The organism is Streptomyces sp. NPDC089799 (genome assembly GCF_040684755.1).
In the GTDB taxonomy this organism is placed as follows: Bacteria; Actinomycetota; Actinomycetes; order Streptomycetales; family Streptomycetaceae; genus Streptomyces.
In genome coordinates this window covers 181,418-200,706 of the sequence record NZ_JBFBGR010000007.1, presented here as the reverse complement: position 1 = coordinate 200,706, position 19,289 = coordinate 181,418, and the positions used below count along the sequence as shown (strand labels likewise).

General features: G+C 73.5%; 17 protein-coding genes and 2 tRNA genes. 4 read left to right on the top strand and 15 right to left on the bottom strand.

The genetic code is table 11. The annotated features are described in order from the left end of the window. Positions 1–52 precede the first annotated feature (52 nt). From AB0O36_RS09835 to AB0O36_RS09825, 3 genes are all read right to left on the bottom strand, one after another. Positions 53–394, bottom strand: coding sequence for an antibiotic biosynthesis monooxygenase (locus AB0O36_RS09835; RefSeq protein ID WP_365106629.1), 342 nt, complete (start codon positions 392–394; stop codon positions 53–55). 124 nt (positions 395–518) lie between these two features. Beyond that, positions 519–1,427 (bottom strand): DUF2797 domain-containing protein, encoded by a 909-nt coding sequence (locus tag AB0O36_RS09830; RefSeq protein WP_365106919.1) that lies wholly within the window; start codon positions 1,425–1,427, stop codon positions 519–521. A gap of 83 nt (positions 1,428–1,510) precedes the next feature. Further along, positions 1,511–1,945 (bottom strand): Lrp/AsnC family transcriptional regulator, encoded by a 435-nt coding sequence (locus AB0O36_RS09825; protein WP_365106627.1) that lies wholly within the window; start codon positions 1,943–1,945, stop codon positions 1,511–1,513. Positions 1,946–2,076: 131 nt separating this feature from the next. On the opposite strand from AB0O36_RS09825, the gene AB0O36_RS09820 reads away from it, so the two are divergent. Continuing rightward, positions 2,077–3,015, top strand: a complete 939-nt coding sequence (locus AB0O36_RS09820; protein WP_365106624.1) for an SMP-30/gluconolactonase/LRE family protein — start codon at positions 2,077–2,079, stop codon at positions 3,013–3,015. Positions 3,016–3,068: 53 nt separating this feature from the next. On the opposite strand, the gene AB0O36_RS09815 is transcribed toward AB0O36_RS09820, so the two are convergent. The 4 genes from AB0O36_RS09815 to AB0O36_RS09800 all read right to left on the bottom strand — a co-directional run bounded on the left by AB0O36_RS09815 (position 3,069) and on the right by AB0O36_RS09800 (position 5,955). Next, on the bottom strand, positions 3,069–4,298 hold the full coding sequence (locus tag AB0O36_RS09815) for an FAD-dependent oxidoreductase (protein WP_365106621.1): 1,230 nt from the start codon (positions 4,296–4,298) through the stop codon (positions 3,069–3,071). A 134-nt stretch (positions 4,299–4,432) separates the two neighbouring features. Further along, the gene (gene sigJ / locus AB0O36_RS09810) at positions 4,433–5,377 is read right to left on the bottom strand and encodes an RNA polymerase sigma factor SigJ (protein ID WP_365106619.1); all 945 of its coding nucleotides are present in this window, start codon (positions 5,375–5,377) and stop codon (positions 4,433–4,435) included. Positions 5,378–5,440: 63 nt separating this feature from the next. Next, positions 5,441–5,513 (bottom strand) — tRNA-Arg (locus AB0O36_RS09805). A gap of 351 nt (positions 5,514–5,864) precedes the next feature. Beyond that, positions 5,865–5,955, bottom strand: a tRNA-Ser gene (locus AB0O36_RS09800). A 162-nt stretch (positions 5,956–6,117) separates the two neighbouring features. Here AB0O36_RS09800 and AB0O36_RS09795 point away from each other — a divergent pair. The 3 genes from AB0O36_RS09795 to AB0O36_RS09785 all read left to right on the top strand — a co-directional run bounded on the left by AB0O36_RS09795 (position 6,118) and on the right by AB0O36_RS09785 (position 11,076). Continuing rightward, entirely contained in the window at positions 6,118–6,570 is a 453-nt protein-coding gene (locus tag AB0O36_RS09795) for an SSI family serine proteinase inhibitor (protein ID WP_365106616.1), read from the top strand. 119 nt (positions 6,571–6,689) lie between these two features. Further along, positions 6,690–10,487, top strand: coding sequence for a PAS domain-containing protein (locus AB0O36_RS09790; protein ID WP_365106613.1), 3,798 nt, complete (start codon positions 6,690–6,692; stop codon positions 10,485–10,487). A gap of 13 nt (positions 10,488–10,500) precedes the next feature. Then, on the top strand, positions 10,501–11,076 hold the full coding sequence (locus AB0O36_RS09785) for an antibiotic biosynthesis monooxygenase (protein WP_365106610.1): 576 nt from the start codon (positions 10,501–10,503) through the stop codon (positions 11,074–11,076). 54 nt (positions 11,077–11,130) lie between these two features. Here the strand turns inward: AB0O36_RS09785 and AB0O36_RS09780 are convergent, their stop codons facing one another. From AB0O36_RS09780 to AB0O36_RS09745, 8 genes are all read right to left on the bottom strand, one after another. Beyond that, positions 11,131–12,780, bottom strand: a complete 1,650-nt coding sequence (locus AB0O36_RS09780; protein ID WP_365106916.1) for a long-chain fatty acid--CoA ligase — start codon at positions 12,778–12,780, stop codon at positions 11,131–11,133. A gap of 217 nt (positions 12,781–12,997) precedes the next feature. Continuing rightward, on the bottom strand, positions 12,998–13,555 hold the full coding sequence (locus AB0O36_RS09775; protein WP_365106607.1) for a SigE family RNA polymerase sigma factor: 558 nt from the start codon (positions 13,553–13,555) through the stop codon (positions 12,998–13,000). Between the two features lie 243 nt (positions 13,556–13,798). Continuing rightward, complete coding sequence (locus AB0O36_RS09770; protein WP_365106605.1) at positions 13,799–14,962, bottom strand: lipid-transfer protein; 1,164 nt, start codon at positions 14,960–14,962, stop codon at positions 13,799–13,801. Then, complete coding sequence (locus tag AB0O36_RS09765) at positions 14,959–15,354, bottom strand: MaoC family dehydratase (RefSeq protein ID WP_365106602.1); 396 nt, start codon at positions 15,352–15,354, stop codon at positions 14,959–14,961. The genes AB0O36_RS09770 and AB0O36_RS09765 overlap by 4 nt, the downstream gene beginning before the upstream one ends. After that, positions 15,351–16,478 (bottom strand): acyl-CoA dehydrogenase family protein, encoded by a 1,128-nt coding sequence (locus tag AB0O36_RS09760; RefSeq protein WP_365106599.1) that lies wholly within the window; start codon positions 16,476–16,478, stop codon positions 15,351–15,353. The genes AB0O36_RS09765 and AB0O36_RS09760 overlap by 4 nt, the downstream gene beginning before the upstream one ends. Next, positions 16,478–17,440, bottom strand: a complete 963-nt coding sequence (locus AB0O36_RS09755; protein ID WP_365106596.1) for an OB-fold domain-containing protein — start codon at positions 17,438–17,440, stop codon at positions 16,478–16,480. Before AB0O36_RS09755 ends, AB0O36_RS09760 begins: the two co-directional genes overlap by 1 nt. After that, complete coding sequence (locus tag AB0O36_RS09750; protein WP_365106593.1) at positions 17,437–18,594, bottom strand: acyl-CoA dehydrogenase family protein; 1,158 nt, start codon at positions 18,592–18,594, stop codon at positions 17,437–17,439. The genes AB0O36_RS09755 and AB0O36_RS09750 overlap by 4 nt, the downstream gene beginning before the upstream one ends. 222 nt (positions 18,595–18,816) lie before the next feature. Then, entirely contained in the window at positions 18,817–19,128 is a 312-nt protein-coding gene (locus tag AB0O36_RS09745; RefSeq protein ID WP_365106590.1) for a hypothetical protein, read from the bottom strand. Between the last annotated feature and the right edge of the window lie 161 nt (positions 19,129–19,289).

The window sequence follows — 19,289 nt, the reverse complement described above, 5'->3', positions numbered from 1 at the left end:
GGCCCCCTCGGCCACGACCCCCTCGGCTGCGGCCCTCTGGGCGGCGGCCCCCTCAGTGGTCTCGGACGAACTCACTGGTGCGCTCCACCGTGCCGACGTGCAGGGTGTAGCTCTCGTACCACTCCTTGATCCCCCGCGCCTGCGTCTGCCGGTGTTCGAGGTTGGTGCGCCAGGCCGTGAGGGACTCCTCGTCGCGGAAGTAGGCGACGGTGATGCTGAGCCCGCCCGGGGTGTGCGCGTTCTCGTGGCCGAGGTAGCCGGGGACCTCCTTCACCAGCTCGTCCATACGGGCCGCCGCCTCGGGGTAGCCCTCGCCGGCTCCGGCAGTGCGGACAGAGGTGAACACGGTCATCAGGTACGGCGGTTCGAACGCCGGAAGGGGTCGAATGGTCATGGGCCCACTCTCCGTTCGTTGATCCGGACGTGTCCACAGCAAAGCCCGCCGGGAGGGCAAAGGGATCCAAGATTTGACCTTCGGCGGGCCTCCCGGCGGCACCGGCGGCCGGGCGCGGAGGGCCTCAGAACAGCCCGTCCTGCCGCCCCGGCTCCGGCGGCGGCGCGGGCAGGGCGGCGAGGGGGACCCCGGAGGTCACGGCGTCCGGCCCGGCGGCGGTCAGTGCCCAGCCCGCCAGCAGCCGGGCGTCCACCACGAGGCCGTCCGCGAAGTGCAGGTCGGGCCCGGCAGCGGCCACCAGCAGCCCGGCGACGGTCCCCCCGTCCGCCATGGCCGCGAGCACCTGAGCCGGCCGCGCCCCGCTCCCCGCGGCGGGTTCGGCCGGTGTTGCCGACACAGCGGGTGTTGCCGACTCAGCCGGTACGCCGAGCGCGGCCAGCCCGAACGCCCCGCCGTGGTCGACCACCGCGCAGGGCAGCGGTTCCAGGGAGTCCGGCCGGCCGGGCAGCGCGGCGGCCAGGCCGTGCAGGCGGGCCACCTCCCGTTCCCGTTCGGCGGCGGGCGGCAGCTGTGCGCGTACGGCCCGCTTGCGCGCGTACGGGATCCGGTCGGGCACCCCCAGGGCAGCCCGGAGCAGCTCCTCGGTGCGCCGGGCCGCCATCAGCGGGCCCCGGCCGAGCCAGCTCCAGGCCACCGCCCCCTGCTCCAGCAGCCGGGTGGTGCCGCGTTCCTCCGCGGTGATCCCCACCTTGAGCAGGCCGGGCCCGAACCAGGCCAGGTAGACGCGGTAGGGCCGCGGGTCGGCCGCACGGGTGTCCGCGGCCACCGAGAAGGAGCGGTCCAGCCGGGCGCACTCGGCGCACTGCGCGGAACCGGACGCGGCCGGAACCGGTGCCGCCGTGGGGCACGGGGTGCGCCGGCCGCCCCGCCGCACCCCGGTGCAGCGCCGCTCCCCGGTGCCGGTGAAGGCGAGGCGCCGCCCGTACGGGAGCACGCTGACCCGGTCGCCCCGCCCGGCGGCGTACCAGCCGATACCGGGCCGGCCGTCGCTCCAGCGCGGGCCCGTGCACCGCCAGACCGGCGCCGCGGCGGCGGACCCCGGGGCAGCGGCGGCGGTCACAGGGGCAGCGGCCGTTCGAAGAAGGTCTCCAGGGCGACCGTCGCCTGGGTGCCGCTGACCCCGTCGATGGCGTAGAGCCGGCGCAGCACGTCCTGCAGCTGCTCGGTGGTGGAGGTCCGCACCTTCACCAGCACGGACGCACTGCCGGCGATGACGTGCGCCTCCTGGATCTCGGCGATGGCCGCGAAATGCTCCGCGGAGTCCCCCATCCAGGCGTTCGCGTCCACCATCACGAAGGCCAGCACCCCGCTGCCGACGGCCGCCGGGTCCACGTCGACGGTGGTGCGCCGGATGACACCGCGCTCGCGCAGCTTCCGCACCCGCTCGTGCGCGGCGCCGGCCGACAGCCCGACCGCCGCGCCGAGGGTGGCGTACGACTGCCCGGCGTCCTCCTGCAGCCGCGCGACGATCGCCCGGTCGATCCCGTCCATGAGCCTCCTCAGGCCTCCCCGGCCTCCCGGGCCTTCCCGGCCTCCTCGACCACATCCTTGCCAGGACCGTACCGCATCCGGCAATCTCGATCACGACCGAACACAATTCGGCGATCAAGGAGATCGAGAAGATGTCATCCCAAGTGGCGGATCCCGACCTGTACGAGATCCTGGACGACCGTTTCCGGACCGGGCGTTGCGCCAACGGCGACATGCGGCTGGAACGCCTCCACGACGACTGCCGCTGGGCGGAGGGCCCGCTCTGGCTGCCGGCCTGGCGCCAGCTGGTGTGGAGCGACATCCCCAATGACCGGCTGCTGCGCTGGGACGAACCCACCGGCACGGTGGGCCCGTTCCGCTCCCCGGCCGGTCACCCCAACGGCAACACCCTGGACCGCGAAGGCCGGTTGATCACCTGCGAGCAGGGCGGCCGGCGGGTCAGCCGCACCGAACCGGACGGGACGGTCACCCCGATCGCCACCCACTACGGCAACCGCCGCCTGAACAGCCCCAACGACGCGGTGGTCCGCTCGGACGGCTCGGTGTGGTTCTCCGATCCCGACTTCGGGATCACCAGCGACTACGAAGGGGTGCGGGCGGAGAGCGAGATCGGGGCCCGCAACGTCTACCGCGCCGACCCGGCGACCGGGGAGGTCCGCCTGGCCGCCGACGGTTTCGGTGGCCCGAACGGCCTTGTCTTCTCCCCGGACGAACGGCAGTTGTACGTGTCCGACACCCGCGAGAACCACATACGGGTCTTCGACGTCCGCGAGGACGGCACCCTCTCGGACGGCAAGGTCTTCGCGGAGGCACCCGCCGGCCGCCCGCGCGCCCGCTTCGACAACATCCGCTTCGACGACGGCGGCAGGCTGTGGGCGGCGGCGATGGAGGACGGCGTCCACTGCTACGCGCCCGACGGCACCCTGATCGGCCGCATCCGGGTCCCCGAGCCGGTCTCCAACATCGCCTTCGGCGGCCCCCGCAACAACCGCCTCTTCATCACGGCCACCACCTCGCTGTACTCCCTGGTGGTGTCGGTGACGGGCCTGCCCCGCGTCCTCGCGGGGTGAGGCCCGGTCATTCCGAACCGCTGCCAGGACGGGGCTCCGTCAGGACGGGGCCGTCAGGCCGAAGCGCGGGCGGTGGCCGCGGCGGTGGCGGCGCCCGCTGCCGCTCCCGCCCGCTCCGCCGCCCCTCCTGCGACGTGCCGGCGGCGCACCGGCAGGCCCATGGTCGGGTTGGCGACGCCCCAGGCCGCGGCCTTGCAGACCAGCTCCTTGTAGACGGCGGCGAACCGGCCGGTGAGGGCGGCACCGACGGCGCGGTCGTCGGCGGTCACGTACTGGATCAGGCCCTCCTTGCGCCCCAGCGAGATGCACTGGTTGAAGTACCGGATCGGCGTCCTGGGGATCTTCCCGCCGGTCAGCCGGGCCGCGATGGCGTCGGCGGCCTGCCAGGCCATGGGGACGCCCGAGGCGCACGACATCCGCAGCGGCTTGTCGCCCGGCCCCGTCGCGAGGGCCGCGTCGCCGACGGCGTACACGTCCGGGTGCGAGACCGAGCGCATCGTCTGGTCGACCACGATCCGGCCGGTGTCGCCGGCCTCCAGGGTGGTGGCCCGCACGATCGGGTGGACCGCGAAGCCGGTGGTCCACACGGTGACCGCGGCCGGTACGACTGCGCCGTCCCCGGTGGTGACGTGATCGGCGGCCACGGCGGTGACGGCGGCGTGCTCGTGGACGGTGATGCCGAGGCCGTCGCAGACCTTCCGCAGGTGCCCGCGGCCCTTGGGCGACAGCCAGTCGCCGAGGCCGCCGCTGACGGCGAGGGCGACGTCGAGGTCCGGGCGGGCCTCGGCGATCTCGGTCGCGGCCTCCACGCCGGTCAGACCGCCGCCGACCACGACCACCGGCTCCCCGGCGGCCAGGCCGGCCAGCCGCTCCCGCAGCCGCAGCGCCCCGGCGCGGCTCGCGATCTGGTGGGCGTACTCGGCGGCACCGGGCACGCCGCGGTCGTCCCAGCCGCTGCCGAGCGCGTAGACGAGGGTGTCGTACTCCAGCTCCCCGGCGCCGCCGTCCCCGTCGACGACGGCGACGGTCTTGCGGTCGACGTCCACTCCGGTGACCTTCGCGAGCAGCGGCACGACGCCGGTGCCCGCGAACATCTCGTCGAAGGGGCGGGCCTTGAGGTCCTGGCCGGCCGCGAGCTGGTGCAACCGCACCCGCTCGACGAAGTCGGGCTCTGCGTTGACGAGGGTGATGGCGACGTCGTCCCCGTGCAGCCGCTTGGCGAGGCGGCCGGCCGCGACTGCTCCGGTGTATCCGGCACCGAGGACGATGATGCGGTGCTGCATGTCCCTGCTCCTGTCTGTGCGGTTCCGGCCGTTGTCGGACGCGGTTACGCCCCTTGAACCGGACAGCCCGCCGTTTCCTGACAGGCCCCGGCTGTGAAGCACGTCACACCCGGAGGGAGGGGGATCGGTCGGCTTCAGAGGGCGAGCAGGGGCTCCCCGTGGCCGCCGGCCGCCGTCCACACCTCGGTCGCACGGACGAGCTTGTCGGGGTTGACCTGGTTGCGGAACGCGGCGATGCCCTCGGCGGTGACCTCCAGGCACATGATGCCGACGACCCGCTCCCCGACGACCGCCACGACGGCGGGGCCGCCGTTGGCGGTCGTGACGTGGATCGCGGGCGAGCCGCCGACCATGGCCCGCTTGTGCTCCGCGGGCTTGAACAGCCCCCGCATGAACTTCGCGACGGCGAGGGCGCCCTCGAACGCCTTCGCCCGCGCCGGGACCTTCCCGCCGCCGTCGCCGATCGCAACGGCATCGCCGGTGAGCAGCCGCACGAGCGGCTCGGTCTTCCCGCTGGTGGCGGCCGCGAGGAACTCCTCGACGATCCTCCGGGCGACGGCCTGGTCGATCTCGGTACGGGCCTTGCCGTCCGCAATGTGCTTCTTGGCGCGGTGGAAGATCTGCTGGCTCGCGGCCTCGCTGATGTCGAGGATCTCGGCGATCTCCCGGTGCGGGTAGTCGAACGCCTCCCTGAGCACGTACACGGCCCGCTCGTTGGGGGACAGCCGCTCCATCAGCGTGAGCACCGCGTACGAAACCGACTCGCGCTGCTCGGCGGTGTCGGCCGGCCCCAGCATCGGGTCCCCGTCGAGCAGCGGCTCCGGAAGCCACTGCCCCACGTAGTTCTCCCGCCGGGCCCGCGCCGAACCGAGCTGGTTCAGGCACAGGTTGGTGAGCACCTTGGTCAGCCAGGCCTCCGGCACCTCGATCCGCCCGGCATCGGCGGCCTGCCACCGCAGGAACGTCTCCTGCACGGCGTCCTCGGCCTCACCGGCCGACCCGAGCAGCCGATAGGCAATGGCCTCCAGCCGCCCCCGCGCCGCCTCGAACAGATCCACGTCCTCCACGGTCATCACCATGCCCGGATCCTAAACCGCGCAACGCAAGAGGCCCCGGACTTCCGTCCGGGGCCTCTTGGGCTGTGCACTCGGCAGGATTCGAACCTGCAACCTTCTGATCCGTAGTCAGATGCTCTATCCGTTAAGCTACGAGTGCTTGTGCTTCCCGGGGTTTTTCGCCCCGTTGGCCTTGCGAGAACAACAATACATGGACCTCGCCGGGACGCGAAATCCATTACCCAAACCACCTCTGACCTGCGGAAACGCGTGGAGGGGGTGGCTCCGGCCGGGGAGCGGCGGCTGCGCCGGACGGCTGAGAAGCGTCGAAGGGTCGAAGAGTCGGAGAGCTCGGAGAAGAACCGAGAAGAACCGAGGGGGCGGGGCCGGTCGGGTGCGGCCCGGAAGGTCCGGAGCCCGGCAGAGCGGCCGAAGCCCGGTGGAACGACCGAAGCCCGTGGAACGACCGAAGCCCCGGTCCGTCAGGACCGGGGCTTCGGTGATCACAGCGCGGAGGCGGAGGGATTTGAACCCTCGATGGACGGTAAAGCCCAAACCGCATTAGCAGTGCGGCGCCATAGACCGGACTAGGCGACGCCTCCAGCACACCCCCGCGTACGAGGGTGCGTGCAGATGATGACACAGGCCCAGGCCCGGTCACCAATCCGCTCCCACGGTACTAGGCGTGGCGGCACCAGAGCAAAGCCTTTAGGGGTGGGCCCGCGGAACGTCGGCGGCCGGTTCTCGTTGAGCAGGCGTACCGGATGAACCTGGAGATCCCGATGCGTCTCGCCGCCCTCGCCGCCTCCGCCTTCGCCGCCGCGGCGGCGGCCGCCGGACCGATCCCGCAGCTGCCGCCGCTCGGGGGGCTGCTCTCTCCTCCGCCCGACCGGCTCACGGTGACCGTGGAGCACAACGGGGCGTCCCGCGTGGCCAACGGGACGTTCACGCTGGAGTGCGAGCCGGCGGGCGGAACGCACCCGGAGGCCCGGCGGGCGTGCGCGCGGCTCGACCGGTTCGCGCAGGCCGGCAAGGACCCCTTCGCACCCGTCCCGCCCGACGAGGTGTGCTCGGGGGTGTACGGCGGCCGGGCCGTCGCGCGGATCACCGGCAGCTGGCAGGGGCGCCGGATCGACGCCTCGTTCAGCAGGAAAAACGGTTGTGAGATCAGCCGCTGGAAAGACTTGGAACCTGTGCTTCCGAGTGCGCGTTCCTGACCTGGGAGGATGCGGGGGATGCTGTGACGGGGACCACGATCCGCCGCCCCGCCCCGGTCAGGTGGCCTTAGACTCCTCCCGAGTCATGCCGGTCGTCGTGGTCAGGGAGGAAGCTCGTCGTGAGCAGCAGGCCATCCCGAGGCGCTGCTCGCCTCGCAGCAATACTCGACGCTCTGCCGGACGCGCTGCTGCTCGTCAACGCGAACGGCACGGTCGTCAACGCGAATTCGATCGCGCTCGAACTGATGGAGAGCCCCGGCACCGGGCTCGTCGGGCGCGGCCTGCTGGACCTGCTGCCCGAATTCGACTCCAAGCTGATCCCCGGCTCCATGCGCCGCCCCGGCGACGAGGACGGCCTGGGCAGCAAACCGACCCGGATGACGGCGCGCCGTACGGACGGCAGCGAGTTCCCCGCCGAGGTGACCAGCGCCAGTCTGGACGGCCGGGACGCCTACCGCGAGCCGCACCAGGGATACACCGGCGACGAGCTGCTGATGCTCGTCCTGCGCGACCTCTCCGGGACCGTGGACACCGAGGCCGAGCTGGCCCGGTCGCAGCGGCAGACCGAGATGATCCTGCGGGCCGCCGCCGAGGGCGTGGTGGGCACCGACACCGACGGCCGGGTCGTGCTCGTCAATCCGGCGGCCGCCCAGATCCTCGGCTACCGGGCCACCGACCTCGGCAACCGCGAGCTGCACGGCCTGATCCAGCACTCCCGCGCGGACGGTTCGCCGTTCCCCTTCGATGAGTCGCCGCTCGCCGACACCCTGCGCAGCGGGCGCAAGCACCGGGTGCGCGGGCAGGTGCTGTGGAACAAGGCCGGCCAGGCCGTCGCGGTGGACCTCACCACCTCTCCGGTGCGGGACGGCGACCAGCTGGTCGGCGCGGTGATGACCTTCACCGACCGGCGGCCCTACGACGCCCTGGCCGCGCGGCACAAGCAGCTGATGGCGGTGCTCGGGGACGCCCTGCGCGGACCGCTGGAGGAGCTCCGCGGCGAGCTGGCCACCCTGGCGGCGGACGACGCCGGCCAGCTGTGGCCGGAGGCGAACCAGCTGCTGCACCACCTGGCCGCCGGGTACTCGCGGATGACCACGCTGGTGGACAACGTGCTCGGCTTCCAGCGGCTGGACGCGGGCCGGGACCGGCTCACCAAGCGGAAGGTGATGGTCAACGAGGTCGTCTCCGCCGGTGTCGACGGCGCCGTGGAGCTGATCGGGCCGGGCCGCGCGCAGTTCGCGGTGCACGCGCCCACCATCGAGGCCGAGATCGACCCGGACCGCATCTCGACCGCGCTCGCGCACCTGATCGCGGATGTGGCCGGGGTCGACGCCACGGGCAAGACACCGGCCGGCAGCGGCTACACGGATTCGACGATCGTGGTCGCGGTCGCCCAGCGCGGGGACGCCGTGCGGATCGAGGTGCGCGGGCCCTACGACGGCGGGAGCCCGGTGCACGAGCCGATCGTGCGGGGTGTGGTGGCCGCGCACGGCGGTGTGCTGCAGACCGTCGAGGTGCCGGGCGCGCCGGGCGGTGCGTACGTGCTGGAGCTGCCGCTGGGCAAGGGGGCCGGGACGGTCACCCTGCCCGACCCGGAACCGGAGCCCGAGCCGGAGCCCGAGCCCGAACCGGAGCCCGAACCGGAGCCCGCGGACGGAGCCGGGGTGCCCGGCGGGCCCGCGCAGGGGTCCGGACGGCGGGGGCGGCGCGGGGTCGACGCCTTCCTGGAGGACGGCGTGGACGACCGGAACCCGGAGCCCGAGTCCGGCGGGGGCGCGCTCGCGCTGCCGTCGGGACGGCGCCGGGCGGCCGGTCCGACGGGCCCCGAGCTCGCCCAGGCGCCGGTGAACCCGGCCGGGCTGGGTACCGGGCGGCGGCGCGGGCGGGACGGCGACAACGCCGGAACCGGCACTGGCGCCGGCACTGCCCTGGAGAGCGGCCATGCGGCCGGGGGCCCCGGCGGGGGCGACCGGCGGGCACTGCCGGCCCTGCCCGCTGCGGGCTCCGTGCCTCCGGCGACGCCGGTGCCTCCGGGGGTGCCCGTAGCGCCGGGAGCGCCCGTACCGCCGGGGACTCCCGTACCGCTCGGTGCGCCGGTGCCTCCGGGTGCGGCCGCGCCCGTATCCGGCGGTGCGCCCGTGGCTCCCGGTGCCCCCGTGCCTCCCGGAGCGCCCGTGCCTCCCGGAGCGCCCGTGCCTCCCGGTGGCCCCGTGCTCGCGCAGGCCGTGGCTCCGCCGGTGGGGCGGCGGCGTGCCCTGGCGCCGACCCAGGACCGGTCTTCCTCGTCCTCCCCGTCCTCCCCGTCCTCGTCGTCGCCCTCGTCCGCCGGGGGTCCCGAGGCGGGCGCGGCTCCGATCGCGCCGCCCGGCGGCTTCGCGCTGCCCGCCGGACCGCAGCAGCCGGCGTCCGCCGGGCCCGACGGGTCCCGGGCCACGGGTCCGCAGCCGGTGGCGCCGCAGGGCATGAGCCCCGTCGGCGTACCCGCGCCGGCCTCCGCGCCCGTCGCACCCCCCGGTGGCTTCGCCCTGCCGGCCGGTCCGCAGGGCGCCGCGGAGGCTCGTACCGCCGCGGCCCCCGCCGCCGCGCCGCCCGGCGGGTTCGCGCTGCCCCCGGCCGGTCCCTCCGCGGGTGCCTCCGCCGGCAGTGCCGCGGGCGAGACCGGCCCCGGCGGGCGCCGCGGCCGGCGCGCACTCGCCAGCCCCGAGGCCCCGGAGGAGACCCACGCGAGCGCCGACGGGACCACCGGCCAGGACCCGCACGGCCCGGACCGGCCGCACCCAACCGGCCGGCGCCGCGCCCTGCCCGCGACCGACGGCACGCCCGACGCGCCGGTGTGGCCGGTGCCGGCCGCCCGTAGCGCGACCGAGGACGGACCCGCCACGCAGCACGTCGCCGTACCTGCGGCCCGGCAGCCGCAGGACGACCCGGACCGGTCCGTGCCCGTCCCCGTCCGAACGCTCGGGCAGGGCGGTGGCAGCGACCCCGCGGCGGCCGCCCCGGCCGGTGCGTCCGCCGCGCCCGCCTCCGGCTCCGGCCGGCGGCGGCGGCTCGCCGAACCCGCCCCGCAGGGCCGCGCCTTCGCCATAGGCGCCCCGGAGGCGGGGGCCGCGGAAGGGCCCGAGCCGCTGGACGGCCCGGGCGGAGCCGTGGAAGTGGTCAACCGGCCGGTGCCGCAGCCCGTGGACGACGAACTGCCCCCGGAGCCGCTCGACAACCCGCGCCGGCTGCTGGTCTGGCCCGCGCCGGACGTCGCGACCACCCAGGCGCTGAGCGAGCGCGGCTACCGCCCGGTGATCGTGCACTCCCGCGAGGAAGTGGACGCCCAGATCGCGGCGTTCCCCGCCGCGCTGTTCGTCGACCCGCTGACCGGGCCGATCACCCGGACCGCGCTGCAGTCGCTGCGGCAGGCGGCCGTGGCCGCCGAGGTGCCCGTACTGGTGACGGCCGGACTGGGCCATGCCACGCGGGAGGCGGCGTACGGGGCGGACCCGGCCGTACTGCTCAAGGCGCTGGCACCGCGCGACAGCGAACAGCACCCCTCCCGGGTCCTGCTGATCGAGGAGAAGGACGAGGTCGCCGGGGCGCTCACCGCCGCCCTGGAGCGGCGCGGCATGCAGGTGGGCCGGGCCGGCGCGGACACCGACGCCGTCGACCTGGCGACCCGGATGCGCCCGAACCTGGTGGTCATGGACCTGATGCAGGTCCGCCGGCGACGGGCCGGGATCGTGGACTGGCTGGGCGCGAACGGACTGTTGAACCGCACTCCGCTGGTCGTCTACACCGCCACCGCCATCGAGGCGGAAGCGCTGCCGCGGCTGGCCTCCGGGGAGAGCGTGCTGTTCCTCGCCGAGCGGTCGACCACCGCCGAGGTGCAGGGCCGCATCGTGGACCTACTGGCCAAGATCGGAACGAATTAGCCACTCTGTCGGAATGGCCATCACCGATCGCACCGAGAAGCCCGTACCCGCCGACAACGGCGAGGTCACCCTCCTCATAGCCCGGCAGGTGGAGCCGGGCTACGAGGAGTCCTTCGAGACGTGGGCGCGCGGCATCCTGGACACCGCCGCGGGCTTCCCCGACCACCTGGGGTACGGGCTGTTCCGGCCGGCAGCCGAGGGCGCGCCGTGGTTCCTGGTGCACCGGTTCCGGGACCAGGCGGCGTTCGAGGCGTGGCAGGACTCGCCCGAGCGGGCCGTGTGGTTCGCGAACTGCGAGGGCCACCACCACACCGAGATCGCCCGCCGGGAACTGCACGGCATGGAGACCTGGTTCGCCAAGCCCGGATCGGTCCGGCCCGCGCCGCCCCGCTGGAAGATGGCGATCAGCTCGGGGCTGGCCATCTTCCCGATCTCGCTGGCGGGCAACGCGGTGCTCGGACCGATCCTGGTGGACCTGAACTTCGTGCTGCGGACCGCCGCCTTCACCGTCGTCTTCAGCACCCTGATGACGTACGTGGCGATGCCCGCGGTCAGCAGGCTGCTGCGGGGCTGGCTGACCCGCGGCTGAGACCGTACGGCCGGGGCTGGATCGTACGGCCGGGGCTGGGACCGTACGCCCGGCCTAGTCGAGCGTGGTGACCTCCAGCTGCCCCAGCCGGTGCAGTTCGCGGATCTTCTTCTTGTCGAACTTGCCGACGCTCGTCTTCGGCACCGCGTCGACGGCCGTCCAGCGCTCCGGCAGCTGCCACTTGGCGATGGTCCCGCCGAGGAACTCGCGCAGGGCGGAGTAGTCGGCGGTGGCGCCGTCCCTGAGGACGACCGTGGCCAGGGGCCGCTCGCCCCACTTCTCGTCGGGGACGGCGACGACCGCCGCCTCGGCGATCTCGGGGTGGGCCATCAGCGCGTTCTCCAGTTCCACGCTGGAGATCCACTCGCCGCCGGACTTGATCACGTCCTTGGCGCGGTCGGTGAGCGTGAGGAAGCCCTCCGAGGTGATCACGCCGACGTCGCCGGTCTTGAGCCAGCCGTCCTCGCTGAACTTGTCCTCGGGGCGCACCGGTTCCGCGCCGACCCCGCCGAAGTAGGCGGCGGCGATCCAGTTCCCTCGGACCTCCAGCTCACCCGCGGACTCGCCGTCCCAGGGCAGGACGTCCCCGCCCGGGCCGACCAGCCGGGCCTCGACGCCCGCCGGGAAACGGCCCTGGGTGATCCGGTACGGCCACTCCTCCTCGGCGGACAGGCCGGCCGGCGGGTGGGCCATGGTGCCCAGCGGGGAGGTCTCCGTCATGCCCCAGGCGTGGCAGAGCCGGACGCCCAGCCGGTCGTACGCCTCCATCAGCGCGGGCGGGCAGGCCGAGCCGCCGATGGTGACCTGCTTCATCGAGGTCAGGTCGCGCGGGTTCGCGGTGACCTCGGCCAGCAGGCCCTGCCAGATGGTGGGGACGGCCGCCGCGTGCGAGGGCTTCTCGCGTTCGATCATCTCGGCGAGCGGGGCGGGCTGGAGGAAGCGGTCGGGCATCAGCATGCCGATGCCGGTCATGAAGGTGGCGTGGGGCAGGCCCCAGGCGTTGACGTGGAACTGCGGGACCACGATCAGGCTGGTGTCGCGGTCGGTCAGGCCCATCGACTCGGTCATGTTGACCTGCATGGAGTGCAGGTAGACCGAACGGTGGGAGTAGACCACGCCCTTGGGGTCGCCGGTGGTGCCGGAGGTGTAGCACATGGCGGCGGCCTGGCGCTCGTCCAGCTCCGGCCAGTCGAAGCGGGTCGGGCGGCCGGCGATCAGGTCCTCGTAGTCGTGCACCCGCACCGGCAGCGCGTCCAGGCCGGAGCGGTCGCCGGGGCCGGAGACGACCACGTGCTCCACCGTCGGCAGGTGCGGCAGCAGCGGGACCAGCAGCGGCAGCAGGCTGCCGTTGACCAGGACCACCCGGTCGGCCGCGTGATTCACGATCCAGACCAGCTGCTCCGGGGGCAGCCGCAGGTTGAGGGTGTGCAGAACGGCGCCCATGGACGGGATCGCGAAGTACGCCTCGACGTGCTCGGCGTTGTTCCACATCAGGGTGGCCACGCGCTCGTCCGGCCGGACGCCGAGCTCGTCCCGGAGGGCGTGGGCGAGCTGGTGCGCACGGGTGCCGGCCTCGGCGAAGGTGCGCCGGTGCGGCTCGGCCTCGCCGGTCCACGTGGTGATCCGGGACCTGCCGTGGATCGTCATGCCGTGCTGCAGTATGCGGCTGACGAGCAGTGGTACGTCCTGCATGGTGCTCAGCAAAGCGTCCTCCCGGGGGCGCTGCGACTTCACGGCGGTCTGCGGCGGCTCTGCCGTCGTGCAGATTCTGCTCACATACCGATTGGTCTGTCACTACCCAGGAGTATGAACGGGGGGTACGAGCCGGTGCGCCGTTCCGCTTCCTCGCATCAGACGGCACCCTGTTTCACGCGACGATTCACGTGAAACACGCGACGTTTCACGTGAAACACTCCGCGACTTACGCGAAGCACTCCAGGTTCAGCTCCGGGTCCTCACGGAGCTTGCCTATGGCCCGGGACACGGCGCTCTTCACCGTGCCCACGGAGACCCCGAGCACCTCGGCGGTCTGGGCCTCGCTGAGGTCCTCGTAGTAACGCAGGACGACCATCGCGCGCTGCCGGTCGGGCAGTCGGGTGACCGCCCTCCACATCGCGTCGCGCAGGGCCTGGGCCTCGGCGGGGTCGGTGGCCGCGGGGACCTCGGTCTCGGGCAGCTCGTCGCAGACGAACTCGTCCACCTTGCGCTTGCGCCACTGCGAGGTGCGGGTGTTGACCAGGGCGCGGCGGACGTAGCCGTCGACGGCCCGGTGGTCCTCGATCCGGTCCCAGGCGACATAGGTCTTGGCGAGGGCCGTCTGCAGCAGGTCCTCGGCGTCGCAGGGGTTCGCGGTGAGCGAGCGCGCGGTGCGCATCAGGGCCGTACCGCGGGTCCGTACGTACGACGAGAACGACGAATAGGCCGGGAACGTCGGGTACGTCGCCGGGAGCGAGGCTTCTGTACACACAGGCGTGGTCATGGCTCCACGCTAGGAGGCGGGGCACCCCCCTGGGATCGGCCCCAGGTGCCGAAGGGGGGTCCGTCTCAGGTTGTAGGGGTAGGGCCTGCCCCACCTACTGAAGTCGGAGGGGAACGCGCCCCCCGGTCTTCTTTCGGGGACTTCTCCGGGGTCTGTCTCCTGATGGGTCCTGCTCCGCCCCGGAGCCGGGTCGGCCGCGGGGTGGGCGGGTCGGCCGCGGGGTGGGCGGGTCGGCCGCGGCGTTCAGGGGCGACCCAGGACCAGACCCGAGGTGGGCACGCCGGTTCCGGCCGTGACCAGGACGTGTGCGGCGTCCGCCACCTGGTTGACGGAGGTCCCCCGCAGCTGCCGGACGGCTTCCGCTATGCCGTTCATCCCGTGCAGGTACGCCTCGCCGATCTGGCCGCCGTGGGTGTTGAGCGGCAGCGCCCCGGCGGCGACGAAGTCGGCGGCCTCGCCCGGAGCGCAGAAGCCGAACTCCTCCAGCTGCATGAGCACGAACGGGGTGAAGTGGTCGTAGAGGATGCCCACGTCGATGTCCGAGGGCCGCAGTCCGGAGGTCCGCCACAGCTGGCGGGCGACCACGTCCATCTCCGGCAGGCCGGTCAGGCCGTCGCGGTAGAAGGAGGTCATGCCCTCCTGGCGGCGGCCCGCACCCTGCGCCGCGGCGGTGATCACGGCCGGGGTGTGCCGCAGGTCCCGGGCCCGTTCGGCGGTGGTCACGACGATCGCCTGTCCGCCGTCGGTCTCCTGGCAGCAGTCGAGCAGGCGGAGCGGCTCGACGATCCACCGCGAGGCGGCGTGGTCGGCGAGGGTGATGGGCTTGCCGTGGAAGTACGCGGCCGGGTTGTTGGCGGCGTGCCGCCGGGCGGTGACCGCCACATGGCCGAAGGCGTCCGGGGTCAGACCGAAGTGGTGCAGGTAGCGCTGGGCGGCCATGGCCACCCAGGAGGCCGGGGTGAGCAGGCCCCAGGGCAGCGACCAGCCGAGCGCCGCACCCTCCGCCGAGGGCTCGCGCTGCTGCACCCCGGAGCCGAAACGGCGGCCCGAGCGCTCGTTGAAGGCCCGGTAGCAGACGACGACCTCGGCGACTCCGGTGGCGACGGCGAGTGCCGCCTGCTGGACGGTGGCGCAGGCCGCGCCGCCGCCGTAGTGGATCCGGGAGAAGAAGGACAGCTCTCCGATCCCGGCCGCCTGGGCGACGGTGATCTCGGGGCTGGTGTCCATGGTGAAGGTGACCATGCCGTCCACGTCGTCGGGGCCGAGCCCGGCGTCGTCGAGCGCTGCGTGCACGGCCTCGACGGCCAGTTTGAGTTCGCTGCGGCCGGAGTCCTTGGAGAACTCGGTGGCTCCGATGCCGGCGATGGCGGCCCGGCCGCCGAGGGAGTCCCGGGTGCGGACGCTCATGCCGCCACCTCCGCGGTGATGTCCGCGGTGACCGTGCCGGTGACGTGGTGGCCCAGGCCGTTGGCGCCCGTGACCCGGATCTCCACGGTGCCGCCGTCGACGGCGGTGACGGTGCCGCGCAGGACCATGGTGTCGCCGGGGTGGTTGGGCGCACCCAGCCGGATCGCCATCCTGCGGAGGACGGCGTGCGGGCCGAGGTGGTCGGTGACGTACCGGCCGACCAGGCCGTTGGTGGTCAGGATGTTCATGAAGACGTCCGGGGAGCCCTTCTGCCGGGCGAGTTCCGCGTCGTGGTGCACGTCCTGGTAGTCGCGGGAGGCGATGGCGCCCGCGACGATCAGCGTGCGGGTCACCGGTATCTCCAGCGGGGGCAGGCTGTCGCCGACGTTCATCGCTGCTGCTCCTTCGCGTCGTGCGGGGTGTCCGGGGTGTGCGCGGCCTTCGCGTCGTGCGCGGCCTTCGCGTCGTGCGGGGCGTCCGCGTCGTGCGGAGCGTCCGCGAGTACGGCGCCAAGCTCGGCCAGCAGCTCGCTGCCGCAGCCCAGGTACGCGTCCAGCTGGCGTCCCCAGAGGAAGTGCCGGTGGACCGGATGGTCCAGGTCGGCGCCCATGCCGCCGTGCAGGTGCTGGCCCGCGTGGACGACCCGTTTGCCCGCCTCCGAGGCCCACCAGGCAGCGGTCAGGGCGTGCTCGGCGAAGGGCAGGCCCTCGTCCGAGCGCCAGGCCGCCTCGTACGCCGTGACCCGGATCGCCTCGGTGTCCATGTGGGCGTCGGCGGCGCGCAGTTGCACCCCCTGGTTGGTGGAGAGCGGCCGGCCGAACTGCTCGCGGGTGGAGGTGTACTCGACGGCACGGGCCAGCGACCCGGCGCACACCCCGGCCTGCAGTCCGGCGAAGGCGGTCCGGGCGGTGCGGAGCACCTGGTCGTGGGCGTCGGGGCCCGTCCCGAGGCGTTCGCCCCGCGCACCGGTCAGGGTCAGCCGGCCGGCCGACCACGGCGCGGTGGTGTCCACCTCCGCGACGGCCACCCCGGGCGCGTCGGTCCGTACGAGCCACAGCGCGCGGTCGGCGTCCGGCACCAGGACGTGCGTGGCGTCGCGCAGCCACGGGACGGCCGGGACGGTGCCGGTGAGCCGGCCGTCACCGTCGGACCGGATGCGCCCGCGGGCGGGGAAGGCCCCGGTGGCGACGGCCGCGCCCTCGCCGAACGCGGGCAGCAGCCGGGCGCGCTGCTCGGCGCTGCCGTGCGCGGCGACCGCGAGGATCCCGTACGCGCAGGTGGCGGCGAGCGGCACCTGGGCGGTGGTGCGCCCCTGCTCCTCCAGCAGCAGGACCAGGCCGAGCAGGCCGATGTCGGGTACGGCGGCGGGCAGTCCTGCGGTGGTCAGGGCTTTCCACAGTTCGGCGTCGCTGCCGGTGCCGGCGGCGGCGAGCCGCTCGTGGGTGGCGAGGTCCCGGAAGATCCGGGCGGCGAGGCCGGCGGCCGCGGCCTGCTCCTCGGTCGGACGGAAGTCCATCAGTCCTCCTCCGCCCGGAACACGGGGAGTTCGAGCTCCTCGTCCACGCGCAGGAACTCCAGCCGGACGGGCATGCCGATACGCACCTTGTCGTAGGGGACACCTGTGACGTTGCTGATCATCCGGACGCCCTCGGCGAGCTCCACGAGCGCGACGGCGTAGGGGCCGCCCCCCGGCGCGCCGGAGTCGTGGCCGGGCGGGGCGAAGGCGGGGAACGGCGGGTGGTGCATCACCACGCAGGAGAAGACCGTGCCGGCGCCGGACGCCTCGACGGTGTCCCAGTCGGGGCTGCCGCAGTCGTTGCAGCCCGGCAGCCAGGGGAAGCGGAGGGCGGCGCAGGCGACGCAGCGCTGGATCAGCAGCCGGTGTTCCGCGACCCCGTCCCAGAAGCCCCGGTTGTCGCGGTTGATCACGGGGCGGGGGCGGAGCGGGCGCCTGGCGGGGCGTGCGGCCGGGGCGTACTTGAGGATGCGGAAGCGGTGGGTCCCGGCGAGCTCCCGTCCGCCGGCGGTGCGTATGTCCATGCGGGTGGTCACGAAGTGGCCGGTGCCCAGCTTGGTGGTCTTGCGCGGGGAGACGGATTCGATGACCGCGTCGTAGGTGACCGTGTCCCCGGGGCGCAGCGGGCGGAGGTACTCCTGCTCGCAGTCGGTGGCGACCACGGAGGTGTAGCCGGCTCCGTCGAGGAGGGAGAGGAGTTCGTCGTAGGCCGTGGAGCGGCCGGTTCCGTCGGTGTGGCCGGACAGGCCGCCCATCGTCCACGCCTGGAGCATGGCCGGCGGGGCGATGGCGTCCGGTCCGGTGTAGGCGGGGTTGGCGTCGCCCATCGCCTCGCACCAGTGGCGGATCATGGGCTCGTTGACCGGGTCCTTGCCGGTGCCGCCGGTGGCGGCGGCGCGCCCCTCGAAGGCGCGGAGCCGCTCGTACAGGTCGTCGCGCCGCTGTTCCAGGCCGTCGCTCACCGCTTGCGTCCCTTCATCCCCAGCCGCATCATCGCGACGATCTCCCGCTGGACCTCGCTGACCCCGCCGCCGAAGGTGTTGATCTGGGCGGCCCGGTTCATCCGCTCCAGCTCGCCCCCGCCGAAGCCCCCGGGGCCGCGGACCAGGGCCTCCTCGCCGACGACCTCCTGGCAGATCCGGTAGACGTCGACGGTGGTCTCGGTGCCGAGGAACTTCACCCCGCTGGCGTCACCGGGCGCGAGGGTGCCGGCGCCGACGTCCTGGACCAGCCGCCAGTTGAGCAGTCGTACGGCGGCCAGCCTGGCGTGCGCCTCGGCGAGCCGGGCCTGCACCCAGGGCCGGTCGGCCGGCCGCTCCCCGGTGTCCGGTTCGGGCGTACGGGCCCGGTCGAGCGCGGCGGCGTAGAAGTCCTCCGCCTGCATGCCGATGGCGGCGAGGGCGACCCGCTCGTGGTTGAGCTGGTTGGTGATCAGTCCCCAGCCGCCGTGCTCGGGGCCGACCAGGTGGCCGGCGGGCACGCGGACGGCGTCGTAGTACGTGGCGGTGGTGGTGAGGCCGCCGACGGTGTCGATGGGGGTCCAGGAGAAGCCGGGGGCGTCGGTCGGGACCAGCACGATCGAGATGCCCTTGTGTTTGGGGGCTCCGGGGTCGGTGCGGCAGGCCAGCCAGATCCAGTCGGCGTTCTGGGCGTTGGAGGTGAAGATCTTCTGCCCGTCGATCACCCAGTCGGTGCCGTCCCGGACGGCTCTGGTGCGGAGGGCGGCGAGGTCGGTGCCGGCCTCGGGCTCGGAGTAGCCGATGGCGAAGACCAGCTCGCCCCGGAGGATGCGGGGGAGGAAGAAGTCCTTCTGCTCCCGGGTGCCGTACTTCATCAGGGTCGGGCCGACGGTGTTGAGGGTCACCATGGAGACGGGGGCGCCGGCCCGGTACGCCTCGTCGAAGAAGACGAACTGCTCGTCGGGGCCGCGGCCCTGGCCGCCGTACTCGACGGGCCAGCCGAGGCCGAGCAGGCCGTCGGCGCCGATCCGGCGGAGCAGGGCGCGCTGGGCGTCCGGGTCCTGGGCGGGGGGCGGGCCGTCCGGCATCAGGCGGCGGAAGTGGTCGCGCAGTTCGGCGCGCAGCCGGAGCTGGCCTTCGGTCGGGGCTAGGTGCACGGCACGGGCCTCCCGGCATCGGACGAGTGAATCTGACTGTCCGTCAGATCGCTCGGGGATGTCAAGGAGGGAACGGGAACCGGGGATACGGCAGGACGGGAAGGGCGGAGCGGGAACAGCAGCACGGAAAGCGGGTGACGGGAACGGCGGAGCGCCCGCGCTACCGGACCCCAGCCGGTCCGGTCGCACGGGCGCTCGCAGCAGTTCAGGGAATCGGGTGCTCTACCACCAGGGGAAGAAGTTCACCTCGACGTTGGAGTTCGACTGGTCGATGGCCGTGAACGCCGAGCCGTTGACCTGCGCGGTGTTGTTCTGGTTGCTCGCACCCGAGCCGGTGGCGACCTGCTGCGTGGTGGCGGAGTTCCCGTTGTTGTTCCCGCCGACACCACTGCCGACGATGCTGGCGACGCTCGCATTCGATCCGTCGTTCGCGAACGAGCCGTTGTCGGCCTGGGCCACGCCGCCGAAGAGGGCGACGGCGAGCGGGAGAGCGGCGACGGCTGCGATGACGCGGGCGGTACGGATGCTTGCCATGTCTATATCCTCCAGAGACCCGAAGTGGGACAAGTGGGGCTGATTCCAAGGCAGTTGGCCGACCGCCTCGGTCGTTGGTGACGACGTCGCGAGATCAGAGTTGCCCACCGAATCCCCGGCGAACCACCCCGGACGGCGCTATTCCCCCGCAAGCATGAGCA